Raw genomic sequence first — 16,488 nt, 5'->3', positions numbered from 1 at the left:
CCGTCACCCCGGCGAAAGCCGGGGCCCAGGGTTTCTTTGCCGTGTCGCTTGGGGCTCAGGCCAGCAACTCCACGTCCCAGTAGAGCCAGTCACGCCACGTCTCATGGAGGTAGTTGGGCGGGAAGCGCTTGCCATGCTCCTGCAAGTGCCAGCTGGTCGGCCGGATCGGCTGGATGTGGAGCGGCATCGCGGCCTGCAGGGGCGTGCGCCCGCCCTTTTTGAGGTTGCACGGCGCACATGCCGTCGCGACATTCTCCCAGGTCGTGCGTCCGCCCTGGGCGCGGGGAATGACATGGTCGAAGGTGAGGTCGCGCTGGGTCCCGCAATATTGGCAGGAGAATTTGTCGCGAAGGAACAGGTTGAAGCGCGTGAAGGCGGGGAATTGCGAAGGTCTGACATATTGCTTGAGCGCGATGACCGAAGGAAGCTTCAGCCTCGCGCTGGGACTTCGCACCTCGCGCTCGTAATAGGAGACCACGTCCACCCTATCGAGGAACAGCGCCTTGACCGCCGTCTGCCAGGGCCACACGCTCAGCGGATAATAGCTGAGCGGCGTATAGTCGGCGTTGAGCACAAGGGCAGGGCAGCCGTCCGGATGTCGGATCAGATCGGGATGATACATGCGCCTCCCTCGCCCAAAGTCGATGGCACGCATCTCGCCGAGAAGCGTGACCGGGTGATGACACCATATCCCGCGACTCGCGGTCAAGGGCCGCTTTGATGGTTATCCACACCCGTTTCGCCCCGAGCCCCACCGGCCGCCTGCACCTGGGGCATGCCTGGTCGGCGACCCAGGCGCACGACTTCGCGCGCGACCGTGGCGGAGCCTTCACGCTACGCATCGAGGATATCGACGGGACCCGCTCGCGCCCCGAGCATGTCGCGGCGATCCTGCGCGACCTCGAATGGCTCGGGCTGGAATGGGACGGTGAGGTGACCTTCCAGTCGCAGCGTCTCGCCTTGTACGAGGGCGCGCTGGATCGCCTGCGTGGCGAAGGCCTGCTCTATCCCTGTTTCTGCACCCGCGCCGACATCGCCGCCAGCGCCTCCGCCCCGCATGGGCCCGAGGGCGCGGTGTATCCCGGCACCTGCCGCGGGCTGGAAGCGCCGGACCTCACCAGGCCGCATTGCTGGCGGCTGGACATGGAGAGAGCCTTAAATCTCCCTCTCCCACAAGGGGAGAGGGATTTATGGTGGCACGACGCCTTTGCCGGCTGGATCCAGGCCGACCCCCGCTCGGCAGGCGACGTCGTCCTCGCCCGCAAGGACGCGCCCGCCAGCTACCACCTGGCCGTCACCCTGGACGATGCCGCCCAGGGCATCACCGACATCGTCCGCGGCGTCGACCTGTTCGCCGCCACGCATGTCCACCGGCTGCTGCAAGCGCTGCTCGGCCTGCCCACGCCCGAATATCGCCACCACCCCCTGCTGCTCGGCTCCGACGGCCAGCGGCTCGCCAAGCGCCACGGCGCGCCCAGCCTCGAGGCGATGCGGCTTGCCGGCACCGACGGCCGCGCCCTCGCCGACCAGTTGCGTGCAGGACAACTGCCGGTTGGCATCGCCGCCGCGCGGGACTAAGCTGAGCGCCATGATCTTCCTTGCCATCCTGCTCGTCGCCGCGATGCTCGCGACCCTGTTCATCCTCATCAAGGGGCTGGTGAACATGGCGGGCACCACCAGCCAGGATATGGAGCATCAAGGCGACGGCCCCAGCCCGCGCGCGCTCAAGTCGCAAAAGCTGATGCAGCAGCGCATCCTGTTCCAGGCGATCGCGATCGGCATCATCGCGCTCATCCTGATGATGCTGTCGGCCAAGAGCTGACGCGCCGGGGCCAGGCGCCCCTTTCCTCCCAAGACTATCGACGGGTCCCGCGATGACTCTCCAGACCTGGTGGCTGTTCGTCCTGGCCGTGTTCCTGCTCTCGGGAACGCCCGGCCCCAACATGCTCCACATCCTCTCGCGCAGCGTCGATTTTGGCCTGCGCCGTACCGTGCTGGCGATGGCCGGGTGCCTCGCCGGGCTGGTGACGATCCTCGCGGCATCGGCGGCCGGCCTCACCGCCTTGCTCCTCGCCATTCCCGGCGCGTTCGAAGTGCTGCGCTGGGCCGGCACCGCCTATCTGATCTGGCTCGGCATCAAGGCCTGGCGCGCCGACCCGACCCCGCTCGACATGACCGACGACACCGCGCTCGCCGACAAGCGCCTTACCCCGGCCCAGCTCTTTCGCGGCGGCTACGCGATCAGCATCTCCAACCCCAAGGCGCTGCTCTTCGCCGCCGCCTTCTTCCCCCAGTTCGTCAGCGCCGCCGCCCCCAAGCCGCCCCAATTCGCCATCCTGGTGCTCACCTTCGCAGTGATCGAGTGCTTCTGGTACGCAGTCTATGCACTCGGCGGCCGCGGCCTCGCCCGCCATCTCGAGCGGCCCGCGCTGAAGAAATGGTTCAACCGCGTCACTGGCACGGTCTTCATCGGCTTCGGGCTGCTGCTGCTCCGCTCCAAGCATGCCTGACTCCATGCATTCCTCCCCGAGCTTTGCCCGGGGAGGAATTTGATCCGCTTCCCCCACAGGCGTAAAGCGCCCGCATCATGGTCAAGCTCAACAAGATCTACACCCGCACCGGCGACGATGGCACCACCGGTCTTGTCGACGGCTCGCGCGTATCCAAGGCAAGCCTGCGCATGGCCGCGATCGGCGATGTCGACGAAGCCAATTGCGCGCTCGGCGTCGCCCGTGCCCGGCTCGGCCATCACGCGTTCGGCGGCATGCTCGCGCATATCCAGAACGACCTGTTCGACCTCGGCGCCGATCTCGCTACGCCCGCGGGGATCGAAGGCGCGCTGCGCATCACCCCGGCCCAGGTCGCCTGGCTCGAGGAGCGCATCGACCATATCAACTCCGCGCTCGAGCCGCTGACCAGCTTCGTCCTGCCCGCCGGTGCCCCCGGCGCGGCCGAGCTGCACCTCGCCCGCGCCGTCACGCGCCGGGCCGAGCGCACTGCCGTCGCCGCCGGGGTCAGCCCGCAGCCGCTCGCCTATCTCAACCGCCTGTCCGATCTGCTCTTCGTCGCCGCCCGCGCGGTGAACCAGAATGAGGCGGGCGACGTGCTCTGGGTTCCCGGCGCCTCGCGATGAGCGCGAAGCCGCTGCTTTCGCACGCTTATTCCCGATCGTGCTGAACAAAAGCCATTCGCGCGACGTTTAACGCCTACCGGGGGCAATTCGGACACCTATATCTCTCCGGTTGACGGCGATGGCGCACGCCTCTAGGAGAACATAATGAGAACGGAAACGGGATCCGCTCCGGCTTCCAGCGCGCTAGAGGCGCGTTTCTCCGGCGTACGCGCACTCAGCGAAGCGCTGATCCGCCCGCTCTCCGATGCCGACGCCACGATCCAGTCGATGGACGATGCCTCGCCGGCCAAATGGCACCTCGCCCACACGACCTGGTTCTTCGAAACCTTCGTGCTGCGCGACCATGTCCCGGGCTATGCGCTTCACGACGAGCGCTGGCCGTTCCTGTTCAACAGCTATTACGAGGCCGAGGGGCAGCGCCATGCGCGCCCGCGCCGCGGCATGCTCTCGCGGCCCAGCCTGGCCGAGATCCTCGCCTATCGCGCGCATGTCGATGCCGCCTTGGTCGATGCGCTGCCCGATCTGCCGGAGGCGGCGCAGGCGCTTGTCCTGCTGGGGTGCAATCATGAGGAGCAGCATCAGGAATTGCTGCTCACCGACATCCTCCACCATTTCTCGGTCAACCCGCTCGAGCCGGCGGTGTGGCAGGGCCCTCCCAAGGTCCCCGTGGCGATGCCCGGCCCGATCGGCTGGATGGAGGGGCAGGCGGGCCTCGTGCACGTGGGCGTGTCAAGGGATTCAATGAATCGCTCAACCGATCGGTTGAATGACGGCTTCTTCTTCGACTGCGAAGGCCCCGGCCACCAGGCCTTGCTCACCCCGCATGCCCTGGCCGATCGCACCGTCACCAACGGCGAATGGGCGGCCTTCATCGCCGATGGCGGCTACCAAGATCCGCGCCACTGGCTGTCCGACGGCTGGGCCTGGGTGAAGGCGGAAGGCATCGAAGCGCCGCTCTACTGGCGCCAGGAGCGGGGAACATGGACCCGCTTCGGGCTCGACGGCCGCCGCCCGATCGATCCCGCCGCGCCGGTCACCCATGTCAGCTTCTTCGAGGCCGACGCCTATGCCAGCTGGGCTGGCGCCCGCCTGCCCACCGAGTTCGAATGGGAAGCGGCCGCCTCGGCGCATGATCCGAATGGCGGCAACCAGCTCGACGCCGCGGGCCCCGTCGAGCCACGCCCTTCGGCGGAAGGGCCCGCCTTCTTCGGCGATGTCTGGGAATGGACCGGCAGCGCCTTCCGCCCATATCCCGGCTTCAAGTCGGCCGAGGGCGCGGTCGGCGAGTATAATGGCAAGTTCATGAGCGGCCAGTTCGTGCTGCGCGGCTCGTCCTGCGCCACGCCCCGGGGGCACAGCCGGGCCAGCTACCGCAACTTCTTCTATCCCCATCAGCGCTGGCAGTTCACCGGCGTCCGCTTGGCGAAAGATATTTGATGCGGGCACCGCGCCGCCTTTTCTCCGTCACCCCGGCGAAGCCGGGGCCCAGGAGTCACGAGGCCTGGCGTTTGGTGCTCTGGGTCCCGGCTTTCGCCGGGATGGCGTAACTTTGAGAAAGGCCGGCCAGTAATGCTCAAGCAGGAACTCGAAGACGGCCAGGCCAGCCTCGCCGATCCGCATTTCCGCGCCGATGTGCTGAGCGGCCTCGAAGCGCGTCCCCGCGCCATCCCTGCCCGCTGGTTCTACGACCGCCGCGGGTCGGAATTGTTCGAGGAGATCACCCAGCTTCCCGAATATTATCCCACCCGCACCGAGACCGAGCTGCTCCGCAGGACCGGGCCCGAACTCGGTGCGCTGGCGGCGCGCGGCGCGGCGGTGGTCGAGTTCGGATCGGGCTCGTCGGTGAAGACGCCGCTGCTGCTGCGGGCCATCGATCCCGCCGCCTATGTGCCGATCGACATTTCGGGCGATTTCCTCCGCCAGTCCGCCGCCGAGCTGGGCCAGGCATTCCCCGGCCTGCCGGTCTATCCGGTCGAGGCCAATTTCCTGCGGCCCGTGCCGCTGCCCGAGCAAGTCGCCGGCATGCCCAAGCTCGGCTTCTTCCCCGGCTCGACGATCGGCAACATGCAGGCCTTCCACGCGGTCAATCTGCTGCGCGCGATGCGCGACTGGCTGGGCGACGGCGCGCGGCTGCTGATCGGCATGGACCGCGTCAAGCCGCCCGAGGTGCTCGTCCCCGCCTATGACGATGCGCAAGGGGTCACTGCGGCGTTCAACCTCAACCTGCTCGAGCGGATCAACCGCGAGCTGGGCGGCACGATCCCCGTCGAGGCCTTCCGCCACGTCGCTGTGTGGAACGACGATGCCGCGCGGATCGAGATGCACCTAGAGGCGGTGCGCGACATGGAGTTCACCGTCGAGGGGCGGCCTTTCTCGATGCGGGCCGGCGAGACGATCCACACGGAGAACAGCCATAAATACGGCCGTAACGGCGCCCGCATGCTGCTGCGCGCCGGCGGCTGGACCCCGCTTCAGGAATGGACCGACGAGAATGACTGGTTCGCGCTGATCCTCTGCGAAGCCCAGCCGATCCGCCTGGCGCCGTGATGCGCTGCGTCACCCCGGCGAAAGCCGGGGCCCAGGGTAACGGGCGACGGCGCTTTTTGGCTCTGGGTCCCGGCTTTCGCCGGGATGACGATAAAAGGGAGATGGGCTTAGTTCAGTTCAACCCCCGCCGCCCATCGAGCGAGCGCCCGATCGCGACGAACATGTAGATCAGCGCCGGCACCAGCACGATGCTCAGCACCACCTTGCTCAGCATCTGCCCGACCAGCAGCTCGCCGATCGGGAAGACGCCGTAAAAGGCGATGGTGACGAAGATCAGCGTGTCGGCGATCTGGCTCAGCACCGATGCGATCGCGGCGCGCAGCCAGAGCAGCTTGCCGCCGCCGCTCTTGAGCGCGGAGAAGATGGTGACGTTGAGGATCTGCGAGATGCCATAGGCGACGATCCCGCCCAGCCAGATGCGCGGCGTGCCGCTCATCATCAGGTCGAAGGCATTGAGACGGTCGGGCGCCATGCTCGGTGAAGGGGGGAGGGCGAGGACGAGCATCGAGAGGAGGACGGAAGTAACCAGCGGCACGAAGCCGATCACCACCAGCCGCCGCGCCGTGTCCGGTCCGTGCAGTTCGGCGACGGCGCTCGAGACCGAGACGAGCAGCAGGAAGGCGAAGATCCCCGCTTCCACCGCAAGCGGGCCGACGCCGACCCAGTTGCCGATCTGCGAGATCGGGCCGAGTGCAACCTGCTTGTTGCCCAGCACGCCGGCAATGCAGACCATGCCGCCATAGAAGATAGACAGGAAGAAGAGCGAACGCGGGAGGCGGATAGTGTCCATGGCGGGACGCTAGCGCGAAATGCCCGCGCTGCAAGCCCTGCCGCCTGGGTGCGGCACTTTGGCCTTGACAATGTTCTTTATTTGTTCTATCGGCTCACCGAAGCTCCACACATTCTGTTCCGTTATCTCCCGCCTGGCCGCCTCCACCGGGCGGGGCCGCGAAGCGTTCGCCCCGTGCATGCGAGTGGGCGCAGGCACGCGAGATGTCGGGACCTTTGTGACTTTCCCGCCGCGCAGGGATCTCCGGGGAACGGAGTCGGCTGCCTCTGGCCATGTCGTATCGAGCGTGTATGCTCACAGGCTTGGGCGTTTGCCTTGGGGGTTTGGGCAATTGAATCAGTTTCCGATCGGCATCTTCGGCGTAATCGCGATCCTTGCGATCGCTTTCCTGTTTTCGTCGAACAAGCGCGGGATCAATTTGCGCGTCGTCGGCGCCGCCTTCCTCCTCCAGGTCGGCATCGCGGCATTGGTACTGCGGACGAGCTGGGGCCAGGCGGCGCTGCATGGCCTGTCGGGCGGCGTCTCGGCGCTGCTCGGCTATGCCGGTGCCGGCACCAGCTTCCTGTTCGGCCCGCTCGCCAAGCCCGAGCTGGGCGGCAACAGCTTCGCGATCGCGGCGCTGCCGGTGATCATCTTCTTCGCCGCCTTGGTTTCGATCCTCTACCATCTCGGCGTCATGCAGTTCGTGATCCGCTGGATCGGGGGCGCGATCGAGAAGGTGGTCGGCACTTCCAAGGTCGAGTCGCTGTGCGCGGCGGCGAACATCTTCGTCGGCCAGAGCGAATCGCCGCTGGTCATCCGCCCCTATCTCGCGCGGCTCACGCCGTCGCAGCTCTTCGCAGTGATGACCGTCGGCATGGCGGGCGTCGCCGGCACGATCCTCGCTGCCTATGCCAGCCTGCTCGGTGCGAGCGCGCTGCCCTATCTGCTCGCCGCGTCGTTCATGGCCGCGCCTGGCGGCCTGCTGATGGCCAAGATCATCATGCCCGACGATGCCGTGAGGGACGGCGAGCTGCCGCTCGGCGATGATGTCGAGGACCAGGCGATCAAGGTCGCCGAGGATGACGTGGAGGAAGAGCGCGCCGCCAACATCATCATGGCCGCTGCTTCGGGCGCCTCGACCGGCGTCAAGATCGCCGTGGCGGTGGGCGCGATGGTGCTTGCCTTTGTGGCACTTGTCGCACTCGCCAATGGCTTGCTCGCCGGGGCGGGCAACTGGGTCTACGATCTGAGCGGCCACGCCGCCTGGGCGGGTTTCCTCCAGAATCTCAGCTTCCAGAAGATCATCGGCACGATCTTCGCGCCGGTCATGTATCTGCTCGGCATCTCTTGGCACGAGGCGACCGCGGCGGGCGGCCTGTTCGGCACCAAGGTGGTGCTCAACGAGTTCGTCGCCTTCATCGACCTCGGCGCGATGACCGACCTGGCGCCGCGCACCCGGGCGATCATCACCTTCGCACTGTGTGGTTTCGCCAATTTCAGCTCGATCGCGATCCAGATGGCTGCGACCGGCAGCCTCGCGCCGAACCAGCGGCCGATGATCGCCAAGCTAGGCCTGCGCGCGCTGCTCGCGGGTAGCCTCGCCAATCTGATGAGCGCGGCGCTGGCCGGATTGCTGCTGCCCTGATGGTTTCGAGCCGCGCGTTAACTTTTTGGATACCGGGCGGCCGGTAAAATCTGCGTAACGTTGCAGGGACGACGCTGCGCCGGGGGGCGCGCCGATCCTGCCGATAACAATCGACATTGGATGGAGAGCGGGTCGCGCGCCATCATTCCTCCGTTCCAGACGGGGCAGATGTGCGCTCTCCAGTTTCTGTAACCGGAGTAAAGCGTGACTAACTTGAGTTCCTCTTCCGGCTCGGGTCCCCGCCCGCTGCGCATCCTGCGCCAACCCCCGCCCACGCCCGGCGAAGAGGCGTTGGGCCGGGTCGGGGATTGCCTGTCGCTGGCCTTTCAACCCGTCCGGCCGGGCATCCATGCGCTGCCGCGGGCGGTAGCCTCTACGAAGCGTCAGGGACCGCCGGTGCCCAGAGTCGTGGTCGCGCCCCTCGAGGACAGCGCCCGCACCGAAATCTCCTTCCAGCCTGAAGTACCCGTCATGGAACGCCGCAGCGATGACCGTTCGAAGATCTCCGTCTATCGCTCGGCGATGCTGCGATGGGCCGGCTACGAGGCGCTCTGCCTGATCCGCAACATCTCGCCGGGCGGACTGATGGGCAAGATCCATGCAAGCCTGCCTCCAGGCGAGGCGGTGTCGATGGAAATCCGTTCGGGCAACGAGATTTCCGGGCGCATCGCCTGGTCGGCCGATGGCATGGTCGGCGTGCAGTTCGACGAGCAGATCGACGTGCTCGATGTGCTCCACGCGCCCGTCCATGGCGAGGCGGGCCTCGTCCACCGCATGCCCCGGCTGCGCATCGCCTGTCCGGTGTGCCTCCATGCAGAGGGGGTACGCCAGTCGCTCACGCTGATCGACGTGTCGCAGGGCGGCGCCAAGATCGAGACCGATCTGCTGCGCGAAGGCGACGAAGTGACGCTCGGCATCCGCGGGCTCGATCCGCATCGCGGCGTGGTCCGCTGGGCACATGGCGGGAGGGCGGGGATCGCCTTCCTCGCGGCGATCCCGTTCGATACGCTGGCCAAATGGGCGCTCGACCGCCAGGCCGAGTTCGCCGCCCGGATGGAGATGCCTCAGCGCGTCGGTACGGGCTCCGCGCCGCTATAGTCGTAGAAGCCGCGCTTGGTCTTGCGACCATACCAGCCGGCTTCGACATATTTCACCAGCAGCGGGGCCGGGCGGAACTTGGGATCGCCGGTGCCTTCGAACAGCACGCGGGTAATCTCCAGGCAGGTGTCGAGCCCGATAAAGTCGGCCAGGGTGAACGGCCCCATCGGATGGTTGAGGCCGAGCTGGCAGGCGGCGTCGATGTCCGGGATCGTCGCCACGCCTTCACCCAGCGCGAAGCAGGCCTCGTTGAGCATCGGCATCAGCACGCGGTTGACGATGAAGCCGGGCGCGTCGTTGGCATGGACGATACGCTTGCCGAGCGACTGACCGAACTTCTCGACCGCGGCGACGGTGACATCGGAGGTGGCGAGGCCGCGGATCAGCTCGATCAGGCCCATCACCGGCACCGGGTTGAAGAAGTGCACGCCCATGAAGCGGGCGGGGTCGGGCGAAGCTTGCGCCAGGCGGGTGATCGGGATCGACGAGGTGTTGCTCGCCAGGATCGCGTCCTTGCCCAGCACCTTGCCGACGCTCTCGAAGATCTGGCGCTTGATCGCCTCGCGCTCGGTCGCCGCCTCGATGACGAGGTCGCAAGGCGCGAAACCATCGGTGCCGCCGACGCAGGTGATGTTGGCGAGCGCGGTTTCGGCATCGGCGGCGCCGATCTTCTCCTTTTCGACCGCGCGGGCGATATGCTTGGCGATACCTGCCTTGCCGGCCTCGGCGCGCGCCTGGTCGACGTCCGAGAGCAGCACGACATAGCCCGCCTGCGCCGAAACCTGCGCGATGCCCGCGCCCATCTGTCCCGCCCCGATCACGCCAACCGTCTTCATCGCACCTTCTCCTTTGCGCCGCTCCTATCGATTCGCGCACCGATCGGCTAGGCTTGCCGCCATGCTGCCCTTCCCCCTTCTCCTCGCTGCCCAGGCCACGCAAGACGATGCGGTCAAGTCGTTCGCCGACTGGGTCGTCGCCTGCGACAATGGCCATCGCTGCGAGATGACGTCGTTGTTCCCCGCCGACGAGGCGATCCCGGACGACGATTCCGGCAGCCTGTCGCTCACGCGCTGGGCCGGCCCGACCGGCGCCTTCCGGCTCGAGTTCTCCGCCTATCGCACCGTCACCGGCACGCTGAGCTTCACGATCGACGACAAGGTGATCGCCACCGCTGCCGCTTCGGACGACGGGATCACCCTCGACAATGCCGAGGCCGCCCGCGCAGTCGCGGCGATGACCAACGGCAAGCAAGCCGCCCTAGTCGATGTCGCAGGCAAGACCGTGGCGCGGGTCTCGCTCAAGGGCTCCTCGGCGGCGTTGCGCTACATCGACGCCGACCAGGGCCGCGCCGGCACCGTCACCGCCGCGGTCGCCAAGGGCGCAAAGCCCGCCGGCACCGTGCCGCCCGAGCCCGCACCCGAACGGATCGTCGCCGTCCGCCCCGCCGGCTCCCCGACCGGTGTCTCCAAGGCGATGCGCGCCGGAATGGAGAAGCAGGCCGAATGCGAGGACCTGTACAAGGGCGCCGAGAGCGTGCCCGAGGTCGAGACGTTCGCACTCGGCGGCGGCAAGACGCTGGCGCTGCTGCCCTGCGGTGCCGGCGCCTATAACTTCAGCAGCGTCGCCTTCATCGTGGCGGGCGGCAAGGCGACCCGCGCAGACTTCGACTTCGGCGACGGCGCGCTGGTCAATGCCGGGTTCGAGAAGGGCGTGCTGTCGAGCTACAACAAGGGGCGCGGCATCGGCGATTGCGGATCGAGCGAGGCCTATGTGTGGAACGGCAAGGGCTTCGTCCTGACCGAGGCGCGCGCGATGCCCGAGTGCCGCGGCTCGAACAACTGGCTGACCTATGTCCGCATCACCCCGGTTTTCCGCTGAAAGTTGCGGGGCCGGTCCACTGGCCCTATGGGGCCGCCATGACCAACGCCCCTGATCCCGCGCTGCTTGCCAAGGCCGAAACGCTCACCGAGGCGCTGCCCTATCTGCAGCGCTATGCCGGGGCGACCTTCGTCGTGAAATATGGCGGCCACGCGATGGGCGATCCCGAGCTGCAACGCGACTTCGCCGAGGACGTGGTGCTGCTCAAGGCCGTCGGCATCAATCCGATCGTCGTGCACGGCGGCGGCCCGCAGATCGGCGCGATGCTCAAGCGGCTCGGCGTCGAATCGAACTTCGTCGGCGGGCTTCGCGTCACCGACGCCGAGACCGCGAAGATCGCCGAGATGGTCCTGGCCGGATCGATCAACAAGGAGATCGTCAGCTGGATCGGCGCCGCGGGCGGGCGCGCCGTCGGCATCTCGGGCAAGGACGCCGGCCTGGTCACCGCCGAGAAGGTGACGGGCCGCGAGGCCGATCCGCTCCAGGGCATCGAACGTCACGTCGACCTCGGCTTCGTCGGCGAGCCGACCGCGGTGAACCCGGCGATCCTCCACGCGCTGGCGGCGCAGGACTTCATCCCGGTGGTCGCGCCGATCGCGCTGGGCGCGGACGGGCACACCTACAACATCAATGCCGACACCATGGCCGGGGCGATCGCCGCCGCGATCGGTGCCTCGCGCTTCTTCCTGCTGACCGACGTGGCGGGCGTGCTCGACAAGTCGGGCGAGCTGCTGACCGATCTCGATCCGGCGCGGATCGAGGCGCTGAAGTCTGACGGCACGATCAAGGGGGGCATGATCCCCAAGGTCGAGACCTGCGTGCATGCCGTCGAGCGGGGCGTGGATGCTGCGGTGATCCTCGACGGGCGCATCCCGCATGCGATGCTGCTCGAGATCTTCACGCGGAGCGGCGCGGGCACGCTGGTCCACGCCTGAGTTCCCAACACGCGCATCCAGCGCGACTCGGTGAAACTTCACGCCGTGGCGCTCGAACTTTACGAAACGCGCGCACTGCGGGCATGGATGCCGCGCGAAGTTTCGGGCGTGGCGCAACATGCTTGCGCGTGCGCGATCCTATCTTTCCAACATGTCAAAGAGCGGCCCGGCGCGAGGCCTGGCCGCGCGAGCCCAGCAGGCTAAATCCTACATTGCAAGCGCGTGCCCGGCGACGGGGTTGTTGCGGGGCCCCGCATTCCCTAATCTTGGAGGCAAGAACCCCACGCGGAGAGCGCATTGATCCCCTTCCTTCTCATGATCGTCGACATCATCGGCTTTCTGCTCTGGGCGCTGAGCGTCGTCATCGTCATCCAGGCGATCCTGTCGTGGCTGGTCGCGTTCAACGTGATCAACCTCTACAACGAGTTCGTCCGCTCGGTCTGGCACGCGCTCGACGTGATCACCAAGCCGATCTACCGCCCGATCCGCAAGGTCCTGCCCGATTTCGGCGCGCTCGACCTGAGCCCGCTGGTCGCGCTGCTGATCATCTATGTGCTGAGCAACTTCGTGCTGCCGACGATCGCCGCCCAACTGGCCGCCAGCGCCGGCTGAGCCGCGCGTGCCGGCCTGGCGGCGCAGCGCCGACGGCGTGGAGATCGCGGTCCGGGTGACTCCGCGCGCCGCGCGCGACGCCTTTGCCGCGGGCACCGACGCGCATTTCGCCGCGCGCCTTGCCGCGCCGCCGGTGGAGGGCGCGGCCAATGTGGCTCTGGTGCCGTTGGTGGCGGGCGCCTTTGGGGTGCCGAGGCGCGCGGTGACGCTGATCGCAGGCGATACGGCGCGGCTGAAACGGCTTCGTATCGAAGGAGACCCCGCGGCGCTGGAAGAGATCGCACTCAGGCTCTATGGCGGGTCGCATGACGGCTGAGATCATCGACGGCAAGGCGTTCGCGGCGGGCCTGCGTGCCCGCGTGGCGGACCTGGTTCCTGCATTCCGCGAGGCCGCCGGGCGCGCGCCCGGACTGGCCGTAGTGCTGGTCGGCGAGGACCCGGCCTCCTCGGTCTATGTTCGCTCCAAGGGCAAGATGACCCGTGAAGCGGGCATGGAAAGCTTCGAGCACAAGCTGCCCGCCGAAACGCGCGAAGAGGACCTGATCGCGCTGATCGACCAGCTCAATGGCGACTCGGCGGTGGACGGCATCCTCGTCCAGCTGCCGCTGCCCAAGCACATCGACGAGCAGGCGGTGCTCACCCGGATCAGCCCGGACAAGGACGTCGACGGCTTCCACCCGGTCAATGCCGGGCGGCTGGCAACCGGGCTCAACGGCTTCGTGCCGTGCACCCCGCTCGGCTGCCTGATGCTGCTCGAGGACCGGCTGGGCGATCTGAGCGGGCTCGACGCCGTGGTGATCGGCCGCTCGAACATCGTCGGCAAGCCGATGGCCGCGCTGCTGACCAGGGCTAGCGCCACGGTGACCCTCGTCCATTCCAGGACGCGCAACCTGCCGCATTATCTGAAGCATGCCGATATCGTCGTCGCCGCGGTGGGCCGCGCCCATTTCGTCAAGGGCGAGTGGCTGAAGCCCGGCGCGACCGTGATCGACGTCGGCATCAACCGGACCGACAACGGCCTGGTCGGCGATGTCGATTTCGACAGCGCGGCGAGCGTCGCGGGCGCGATCACGCCGGTGCCGGGCGGCGTCGGGCCGATGACCATCGCCTGCCTGCTGCGCAACACGCTGGTCGCCGCGCACCGCAATGCCGGGGTGCCGCTCGAGAAGGGTGTGATCTGATGCGGGGCGCGCTCGCATGATCGAACTCTTCATCTCGACCTTCATCACCTTCTTCGTGGTGATCGATCCGCCCGGCTGCGCGCCGATCTTCGCCGGTCTGACCGCGGGGACGAGCGCGGTGCATCGCCGGGTGATGGCGACTCGCGCGGTGCTGGTCGCGGCGTGCATCCTGTTCGGCTTCGCGCTGTTCGGCGAGGCGCTGCTGCGTGCGCTCGGCATCAGCCTGAACGCCTTCAAGATCGCCGGCGGCATCATGCTGTTCCTGATCGCGCTCGAAATGGTGTTCGAGAAGCGCACCGAGCGGCGCGAGGACCGGGCCGAAAAGGTGAAGGCGAGCGAGCCGGCCGATATCTCGATCTTCCCGATGGCGATGCCGATGATCGCCGGGCCGGGCTCGATCGCATCGACGATGCTGCTGATGTCGCAGAACAACGGGATCGAGCGCACCGTGGTGGTGCTCGCGGCGATGGCGGCGATCCTGTTGCTGACGCTGCTTGCGCTGCTGGCGGCGGGTCCGCTGATGCGGGTGGTCGGGGCGAAGATCGAGGCAGTGGTGTCGCGGTTGCTCGGCGTGCTGCTCGGCGCGCTGGCGGTGCAGTTCGTGATCGACGGGATCAGCGCTGCGCTGGTCGCCGGGCGGGCGGTGGCGGGGCATTGAACCCCTAAAATCGTCATCCCCGCGAAGGCGGGGATCCAGAGTCAAGTAGAACCGCGGCGCAGAGTAACCCTGGATCCCCGCCTTCGCGGGGATGACGGCTATTGTTTTGCCGGAGCCTTCACCGCCACATCCGGCAGGTCATAGCGGATCTTCCACAGCTTGAACGGCAGCGGCTTGCCGGTTGGCCCGTCGCGCAGCTTCACCGGTTCGAGCCAGTTCGGCACATCGCCGTTCACCAGCTGGGAATAGAAGCCATTGGGCCCGCGGGCGCGGTAGAGCGTCGTTTCGGACATGTCCGGGCAGACCAGCAGATATTGCGCATGATGCGCGGCGGCGATCGGGCGGAAGTTCGGCGTCGCCCAGGTGAAGGCGTGGTGGACGTCGAGGATCGCGCGGCCGTTGCGGTGATAGGGGCCGGCGATGCCGCTGTGATGGGTGACGGTGATCAGCCGGGGTCCCAGATCGACATGGGTGAACAGGATCGCCGGTGGAATATCGTTGAGCAGGCGCAGGTTGCTCATCCGCGCACAGGCGGCGTTGGCGGCGGCAACCTTGTCGGGCGGGGCGGGCTTGCCGGGCTTGGCGGTATCGCCGCCGGTGAAGAGCGGCGGAACGAGCCCGGCCCAGAGGCCAGAGAGAAGCAGGAAGGCGCCGACCGTGCCGAATACGCGCACGAGGATGCCGAGCAGGCGGGCTGGGACCTCGCCGATCCAGCGGGCAAAGGGCTCGCGGCTGCCGAGGAACCAGGGGATTGCGACGACGAGCAGGGCAGTCGAGCCCGGCACTGCGAGCAACTGCGCGGCGGGAGCTGCGCGGACCTGCCACAGCAGCATCGCGCTGGCGAAGGCAGTGAACAGTGCGACCGCGGCCCAGCCGACCAGCGCTTCGCTGCGGCGGGCACGCCAGGTGGCGAAGAGCGCGCCGAGCACGCCGATCACCGGCAGCACGGCCATCGGGAATGCGGTCTTGAAGGCGTGCTTGTAGATCGGCCGCGCCTCGCGGACATTGTTGAGCCAGGTGTTGGCGAGCTCGTCCGAGACTTGCTCGGGGCGGCCCAGGCATTGCGGGAAGCACAGCGCGAAGCCGCCGACGATCACGCCGCCTGCGGCCGCGGCGAAGGCGAGGCGGACCCAGCGATTGGCGGGGTTCAACAGCGACAGGCCGAACAGCAGCGCGCCGGCGGCGACCATGACGCTCAGCCAGACCGGCGTCAGCGCGTCGCAGCGCATGACCTGGTTGGCGTTGGAGGCGAAGAGCGCAAAGCCGAGCGCCGAGCCGCCGCCGAGCGTCAGGCCATAGACCTGCATGCGGCGGACATCCTCGCGGTCCCAGATCCAGCGCAGTGCGATGATCGCGCCGGCCATCGCGCAATACGGCAGCAGCTCGAGCCCGATGGTGAGCGAGGCGGCGCTCGACAGGCCGACCATGGCGCCGCCGCGGGCGCGCTTCGGGTCGGCGAGGCCGGCGACGGTGAGCGCGAGGAAGGCGAGCTGCCAGCCATGATGATCGATCCGCATCGGCGCGTACATCGACATGGTCGAGGTGCAGCCCATCAGCACGACCAGCGCCACCGGCCAGGCCCAGGGCGCGACGAGGCGGCGCACCGCGAGCGACAGGCCGGTCATGGTGACGGCGAGCGGAAGCAGTGGGGCGATGCCGCACGCCCATTTCTCGGCAGTGGCGGTGCCGACGAAGGGCTTCAATGCGAGGATCAGCCCGGCGAGCGGCAGGTCGACGAGGCGCGACCAGTGGATGTCGAAGCCGCCCAGCGCCGGATCGAGGCGATATTGGCGCAGATCGTACCAGCCCTGGCCGGCGAGCCAGGCGCGGACCTGCATCAGGCGCATGTTGTCGTCGGTATCGCCGAGCAACAGCCAGTAGATGTTGCCCTGGCGATCGTAGAGGAACCAGGCGACGACGCAGACCCAGAAGAGCGCCATCCAGCGCAGCCAGTTGCGGTCCAGTTCCTGGTCGAGGCGGAACCCGCCCTGCGCGTCTGACTTCAAAATCGCTTCCCTCGCTCGGCTGC

General features: G+C 67.6%; 18 protein-coding genes. 14 read left to right on the top strand and 4 right to left on the bottom strand.

Going from position 1 to position 16,488, the window contains the following annotated elements; all coding sequences use genetic code 11:
• Positions 1 to 55: 55 nt before the first annotated feature.
• Positions 56 to 622 carry an HNH endonuclease gene (locus AC1RPL_RS18700; RefSeq protein WP_493071490.1) on the bottom strand — a complete coding sequence of 189 codons (567 nt, stop codon included), beginning with the start codon at positions 620 to 622 and terminating at the stop codon, positions 56 to 58.
• Between the two features lie 98 nt (positions 623 to 720).
• Between AC1RPL_RS18700 and gluQRS the strand changes: the two genes are divergently transcribed.
• From gluQRS to egtD, 6 genes are all read left to right on the top strand, one after another.
• Positions 721 to 1,578: a tRNA glutamyl-Q(34) synthetase GluQRS gene (gluQRS, locus tag AC1RPL_RS18695; RefSeq protein WP_493071488.1), complete on the top strand. Its 858-nt coding sequence runs from the start codon at positions 721 to 723 to the stop codon at positions 1,576 to 1,578.
• A gap of 10 nt (positions 1,579 to 1,588) precedes the next feature.
• Positions 1,589 to 1,822, top strand: coding sequence for a twin transmembrane helix small protein (locus AC1RPL_RS18690; RefSeq protein WP_493071487.1), 234 nt, complete (start codon positions 1,589 to 1,591; stop codon positions 1,820 to 1,822).
• Positions 1,823 to 1,874: 52 nt separating this feature from the next.
• The gene (locus tag AC1RPL_RS18685) at positions 1,875 to 2,510 is read left to right on the top strand and encodes a LysE family translocator (protein ID WP_493071485.1); all 636 of its coding nucleotides are present in this window, start codon (positions 1,875 to 1,877) and stop codon (positions 2,508 to 2,510) included.
• A 77-nt stretch (positions 2,511 to 2,587) separates the two neighbouring features.
• A complete protein-coding gene (locus AC1RPL_RS18680; RefSeq protein ID WP_493071483.1) occupies positions 2,588 to 3,133 on the top strand; it encodes a cob(I)yrinic acid a,c-diamide adenosyltransferase in 546 nt (181 codons plus the stop codon).
• Positions 3,134 to 3,277: 144 nt separating this feature from the next.
• Positions 3,278 to 4,570 (top strand): ergothioneine biosynthesis protein EgtB, encoded by a 1,293-nt coding sequence (gene egtB, locus AC1RPL_RS18675; RefSeq protein ID WP_493071481.1) that lies wholly within the window; start codon positions 3,278 to 3,280, stop codon positions 4,568 to 4,570.
• Between the two features lie 132 nt (positions 4,571 to 4,702).
• Positions 4,703 to 5,680: an L-histidine N(alpha)-methyltransferase gene (gene egtD, locus AC1RPL_RS18670; RefSeq protein WP_493071479.1), complete on the top strand. Its 978-nt coding sequence runs from the start codon at positions 4,703 to 4,705 to the stop codon at positions 5,678 to 5,680.
• Positions 5,681 to 5,792: 112 nt separating this feature from the next.
• On the opposite strand, the gene AC1RPL_RS18665 is transcribed toward egtD, so the two are convergent.
• Positions 5,793 to 6,470 (bottom strand): queuosine precursor transporter, encoded by a 678-nt coding sequence (locus tag AC1RPL_RS18665; RefSeq protein WP_493071478.1) that lies wholly within the window; start codon positions 6,468 to 6,470, stop codon positions 5,793 to 5,795.
• Positions 6,471 to 6,801: 331 nt separating this feature from the next.
• Between AC1RPL_RS18665 and AC1RPL_RS18660 the strand changes: the two genes are divergently transcribed.
• Entirely contained in the window at positions 6,802 to 8,097 is a 1,296-nt protein-coding gene (locus AC1RPL_RS18660) for a NupC/NupG family nucleoside CNT transporter (RefSeq protein WP_493071476.1), read from the top strand.
• A 396-nt stretch (positions 8,098 to 8,493) separates the two neighbouring features.
• A complete protein-coding gene (locus AC1RPL_RS18655; protein WP_493071474.1) occupies positions 8,494 to 9,195 on the top strand; it encodes a PilZ domain-containing protein in 702 nt (233 codons plus the stop codon).
• On the opposite strand, the gene AC1RPL_RS18650 is transcribed toward AC1RPL_RS18655, so the two are convergent.
• Positions 9,162 to 10,031 carry a 3-hydroxyacyl-CoA dehydrogenase NAD-binding domain-containing protein gene (locus AC1RPL_RS18650; protein WP_493071473.1) on the bottom strand — a complete coding sequence of 290 codons (870 nt, stop codon included), beginning with the start codon at positions 10,029 to 10,031 and terminating at the stop codon, positions 9,162 to 9,164. The genes AC1RPL_RS18655 and AC1RPL_RS18650 overlap by 34 nt on opposite strands.
• Before the next feature lie 61 nt (positions 10,032 to 10,092).
• Here AC1RPL_RS18650 and AC1RPL_RS18645 point away from each other — a divergent pair, with 61 nt between their 5' ends.
• The 6 genes from AC1RPL_RS18645 to AC1RPL_RS18620 all read left to right on the top strand — a co-directional run bounded on the left by AC1RPL_RS18645 (position 10,093) and on the right by AC1RPL_RS18620 (position 14,459).
• Positions 10,093 to 11,073, top strand: a complete 981-nt coding sequence (locus tag AC1RPL_RS18645) for a DUF1176 domain-containing protein (RefSeq protein ID WP_493071471.1) — start codon at positions 10,093 to 10,095, stop codon at positions 11,071 to 11,073.
• A gap of 38 nt (positions 11,074 to 11,111) precedes the next feature.
• Positions 11,112 to 12,008, top strand: a complete 897-nt coding sequence (gene argB, locus AC1RPL_RS18640) for an acetylglutamate kinase (RefSeq protein ID WP_493071470.1) — start codon at positions 11,112 to 11,114, stop codon at positions 12,006 to 12,008.
• Positions 12,009 to 12,305: 297 nt separating this feature from the next.
• A complete protein-coding gene (locus tag AC1RPL_RS18635) occupies positions 12,306 to 12,620 on the top strand; it encodes a YggT family protein (RefSeq protein WP_493071469.1) in 315 nt (104 codons plus the stop codon).
• Between the two features lie 7 nt (positions 12,621 to 12,627).
• Complete coding sequence (locus AC1RPL_RS18630; protein WP_493071467.1) at positions 12,628 to 12,936, top strand: DUF167 domain-containing protein; 309 nt, start codon at positions 12,628 to 12,630, stop codon at positions 12,934 to 12,936.
• The gene (gene folD / locus AC1RPL_RS18625; protein ID WP_493071465.1) at positions 12,926 to 13,801 is read left to right on the top strand and encodes a bifunctional methylenetetrahydrofolate dehydrogenase/methenyltetrahydrofolate cyclohydrolase FolD; all 876 of its coding nucleotides are present in this window, start codon (positions 12,926 to 12,928) and stop codon (positions 13,799 to 13,801) included. The genes AC1RPL_RS18630 and folD overlap by 11 nt, the downstream gene beginning before the upstream one ends.
• 16 nt (positions 13,802 to 13,817) lie before the next feature.
• A complete protein-coding gene (locus tag AC1RPL_RS18620) occupies positions 13,818 to 14,459 on the top strand; it encodes a MarC family protein (protein WP_493071463.1) in 642 nt (213 codons plus the stop codon).
• A gap of 98 nt (positions 14,460 to 14,557) precedes the next feature.
• Here the strand turns inward: AC1RPL_RS18620 and AC1RPL_RS18615 are convergent, their stop codons facing one another.
• Positions 14,558 to 16,399 carry an AcrB/AcrD/AcrF family protein gene (locus AC1RPL_RS18615; protein WP_493071803.1) on the bottom strand — a complete coding sequence of 614 codons (1,842 nt, stop codon included), beginning with the start codon at positions 16,397 to 16,399 and terminating at the stop codon, positions 14,558 to 14,560.
• Positions 16,400 to 16,488 lie beyond the last annotated feature (89 nt).

The organism is Sphingomonas sp. GW821-FHT12D09, assembly GCF_058807215.1.
Note: the sequence above shows the minus strand (reverse complement) of the source record. Positions and strands in the feature narration are given on the sequence as shown.

Excerpts from the sequence above, each read along its gene's own strand:
- AC1RPL_RS18620 (WP_493071463.1), top strand. The coding sequence starts at position 13,818 with ATGATCGAACTCTTCATCTCGACCTTCATCACCTTCTTCGTGGTGATC.
- AC1RPL_RS18650 (WP_493071473.1), bottom strand. The coding sequence starts at position 10,031 with ATGAAGACGGTTGGCGTGATCGGGGCGGGACAGATGGGCGCGGGCATC.
- gluQRS (WP_493071488.1), top strand. The coding sequence starts at position 721 with ATGGTTATCCACACCCGTTTCGCCCCGAGCCCCACCGGCCGCCTGCAC.
- AC1RPL_RS18665 (WP_493071478.1), bottom strand. The coding sequence starts at position 6,470 with ATGGACACTATCCGCCTCCCGCGTTCGCTCTTCTTCCTGTCTATCTTC.
- AC1RPL_RS18690 (WP_493071487.1), top strand. The coding sequence starts at position 1,589 with ATGATCTTCCTTGCCATCCTGCTCGTCGCCGCGATGCTCGCGACCCTG.
- egtB (WP_493071481.1), top strand. The coding sequence starts at position 3,278 with ATGAGAACGGAAACGGGATCCGCTCCGGCTTCCAGCGCGCTAGAGGCG.
- folD (WP_493071465.1), top strand. The coding sequence starts at position 12,926 with ATGACGGCTGAGATCATCGACGGCAAGGCGTTCGCGGCGGGCCTGCGT.
- AC1RPL_RS18645 (WP_493071471.1), top strand. The coding sequence starts at position 10,093 with ATGCTGCCCTTCCCCCTTCTCCTCGCTGCCCAGGCCACGCAAGACGAT.
- egtD (WP_493071479.1), top strand. The coding sequence starts at position 4,703 with ATGCTCAAGCAGGAACTCGAAGACGGCCAGGCCAGCCTCGCCGATCCG.
- argB (WP_493071470.1), top strand. The coding sequence starts at position 11,112 with ATGACCAACGCCCCTGATCCCGCGCTGCTTGCCAAGGCCGAAACGCTC.
- AC1RPL_RS18615 (WP_493071803.1), bottom strand. The coding sequence starts at position 16,399 with ATGGCGCTCTTCTGGGTCTGCGTCGTCGCCTGGTTCCTCTACGATCGC.
- AC1RPL_RS18685 (WP_493071485.1), top strand. The coding sequence starts at position 1,875 with ATGACTCTCCAGACCTGGTGGCTGTTCGTCCTGGCCGTGTTCCTGCTC.
- AC1RPL_RS18680 (WP_493071483.1), top strand. The coding sequence starts at position 2,588 with ATGGTCAAGCTCAACAAGATCTACACCCGCACCGGCGACGATGGCACC.
- AC1RPL_RS18700 (WP_493071490.1), bottom strand. The coding sequence starts at position 622 with ATGTATCATCCCGATCTGATCCGACATCCGGACGGCTGCCCTGCCCTT.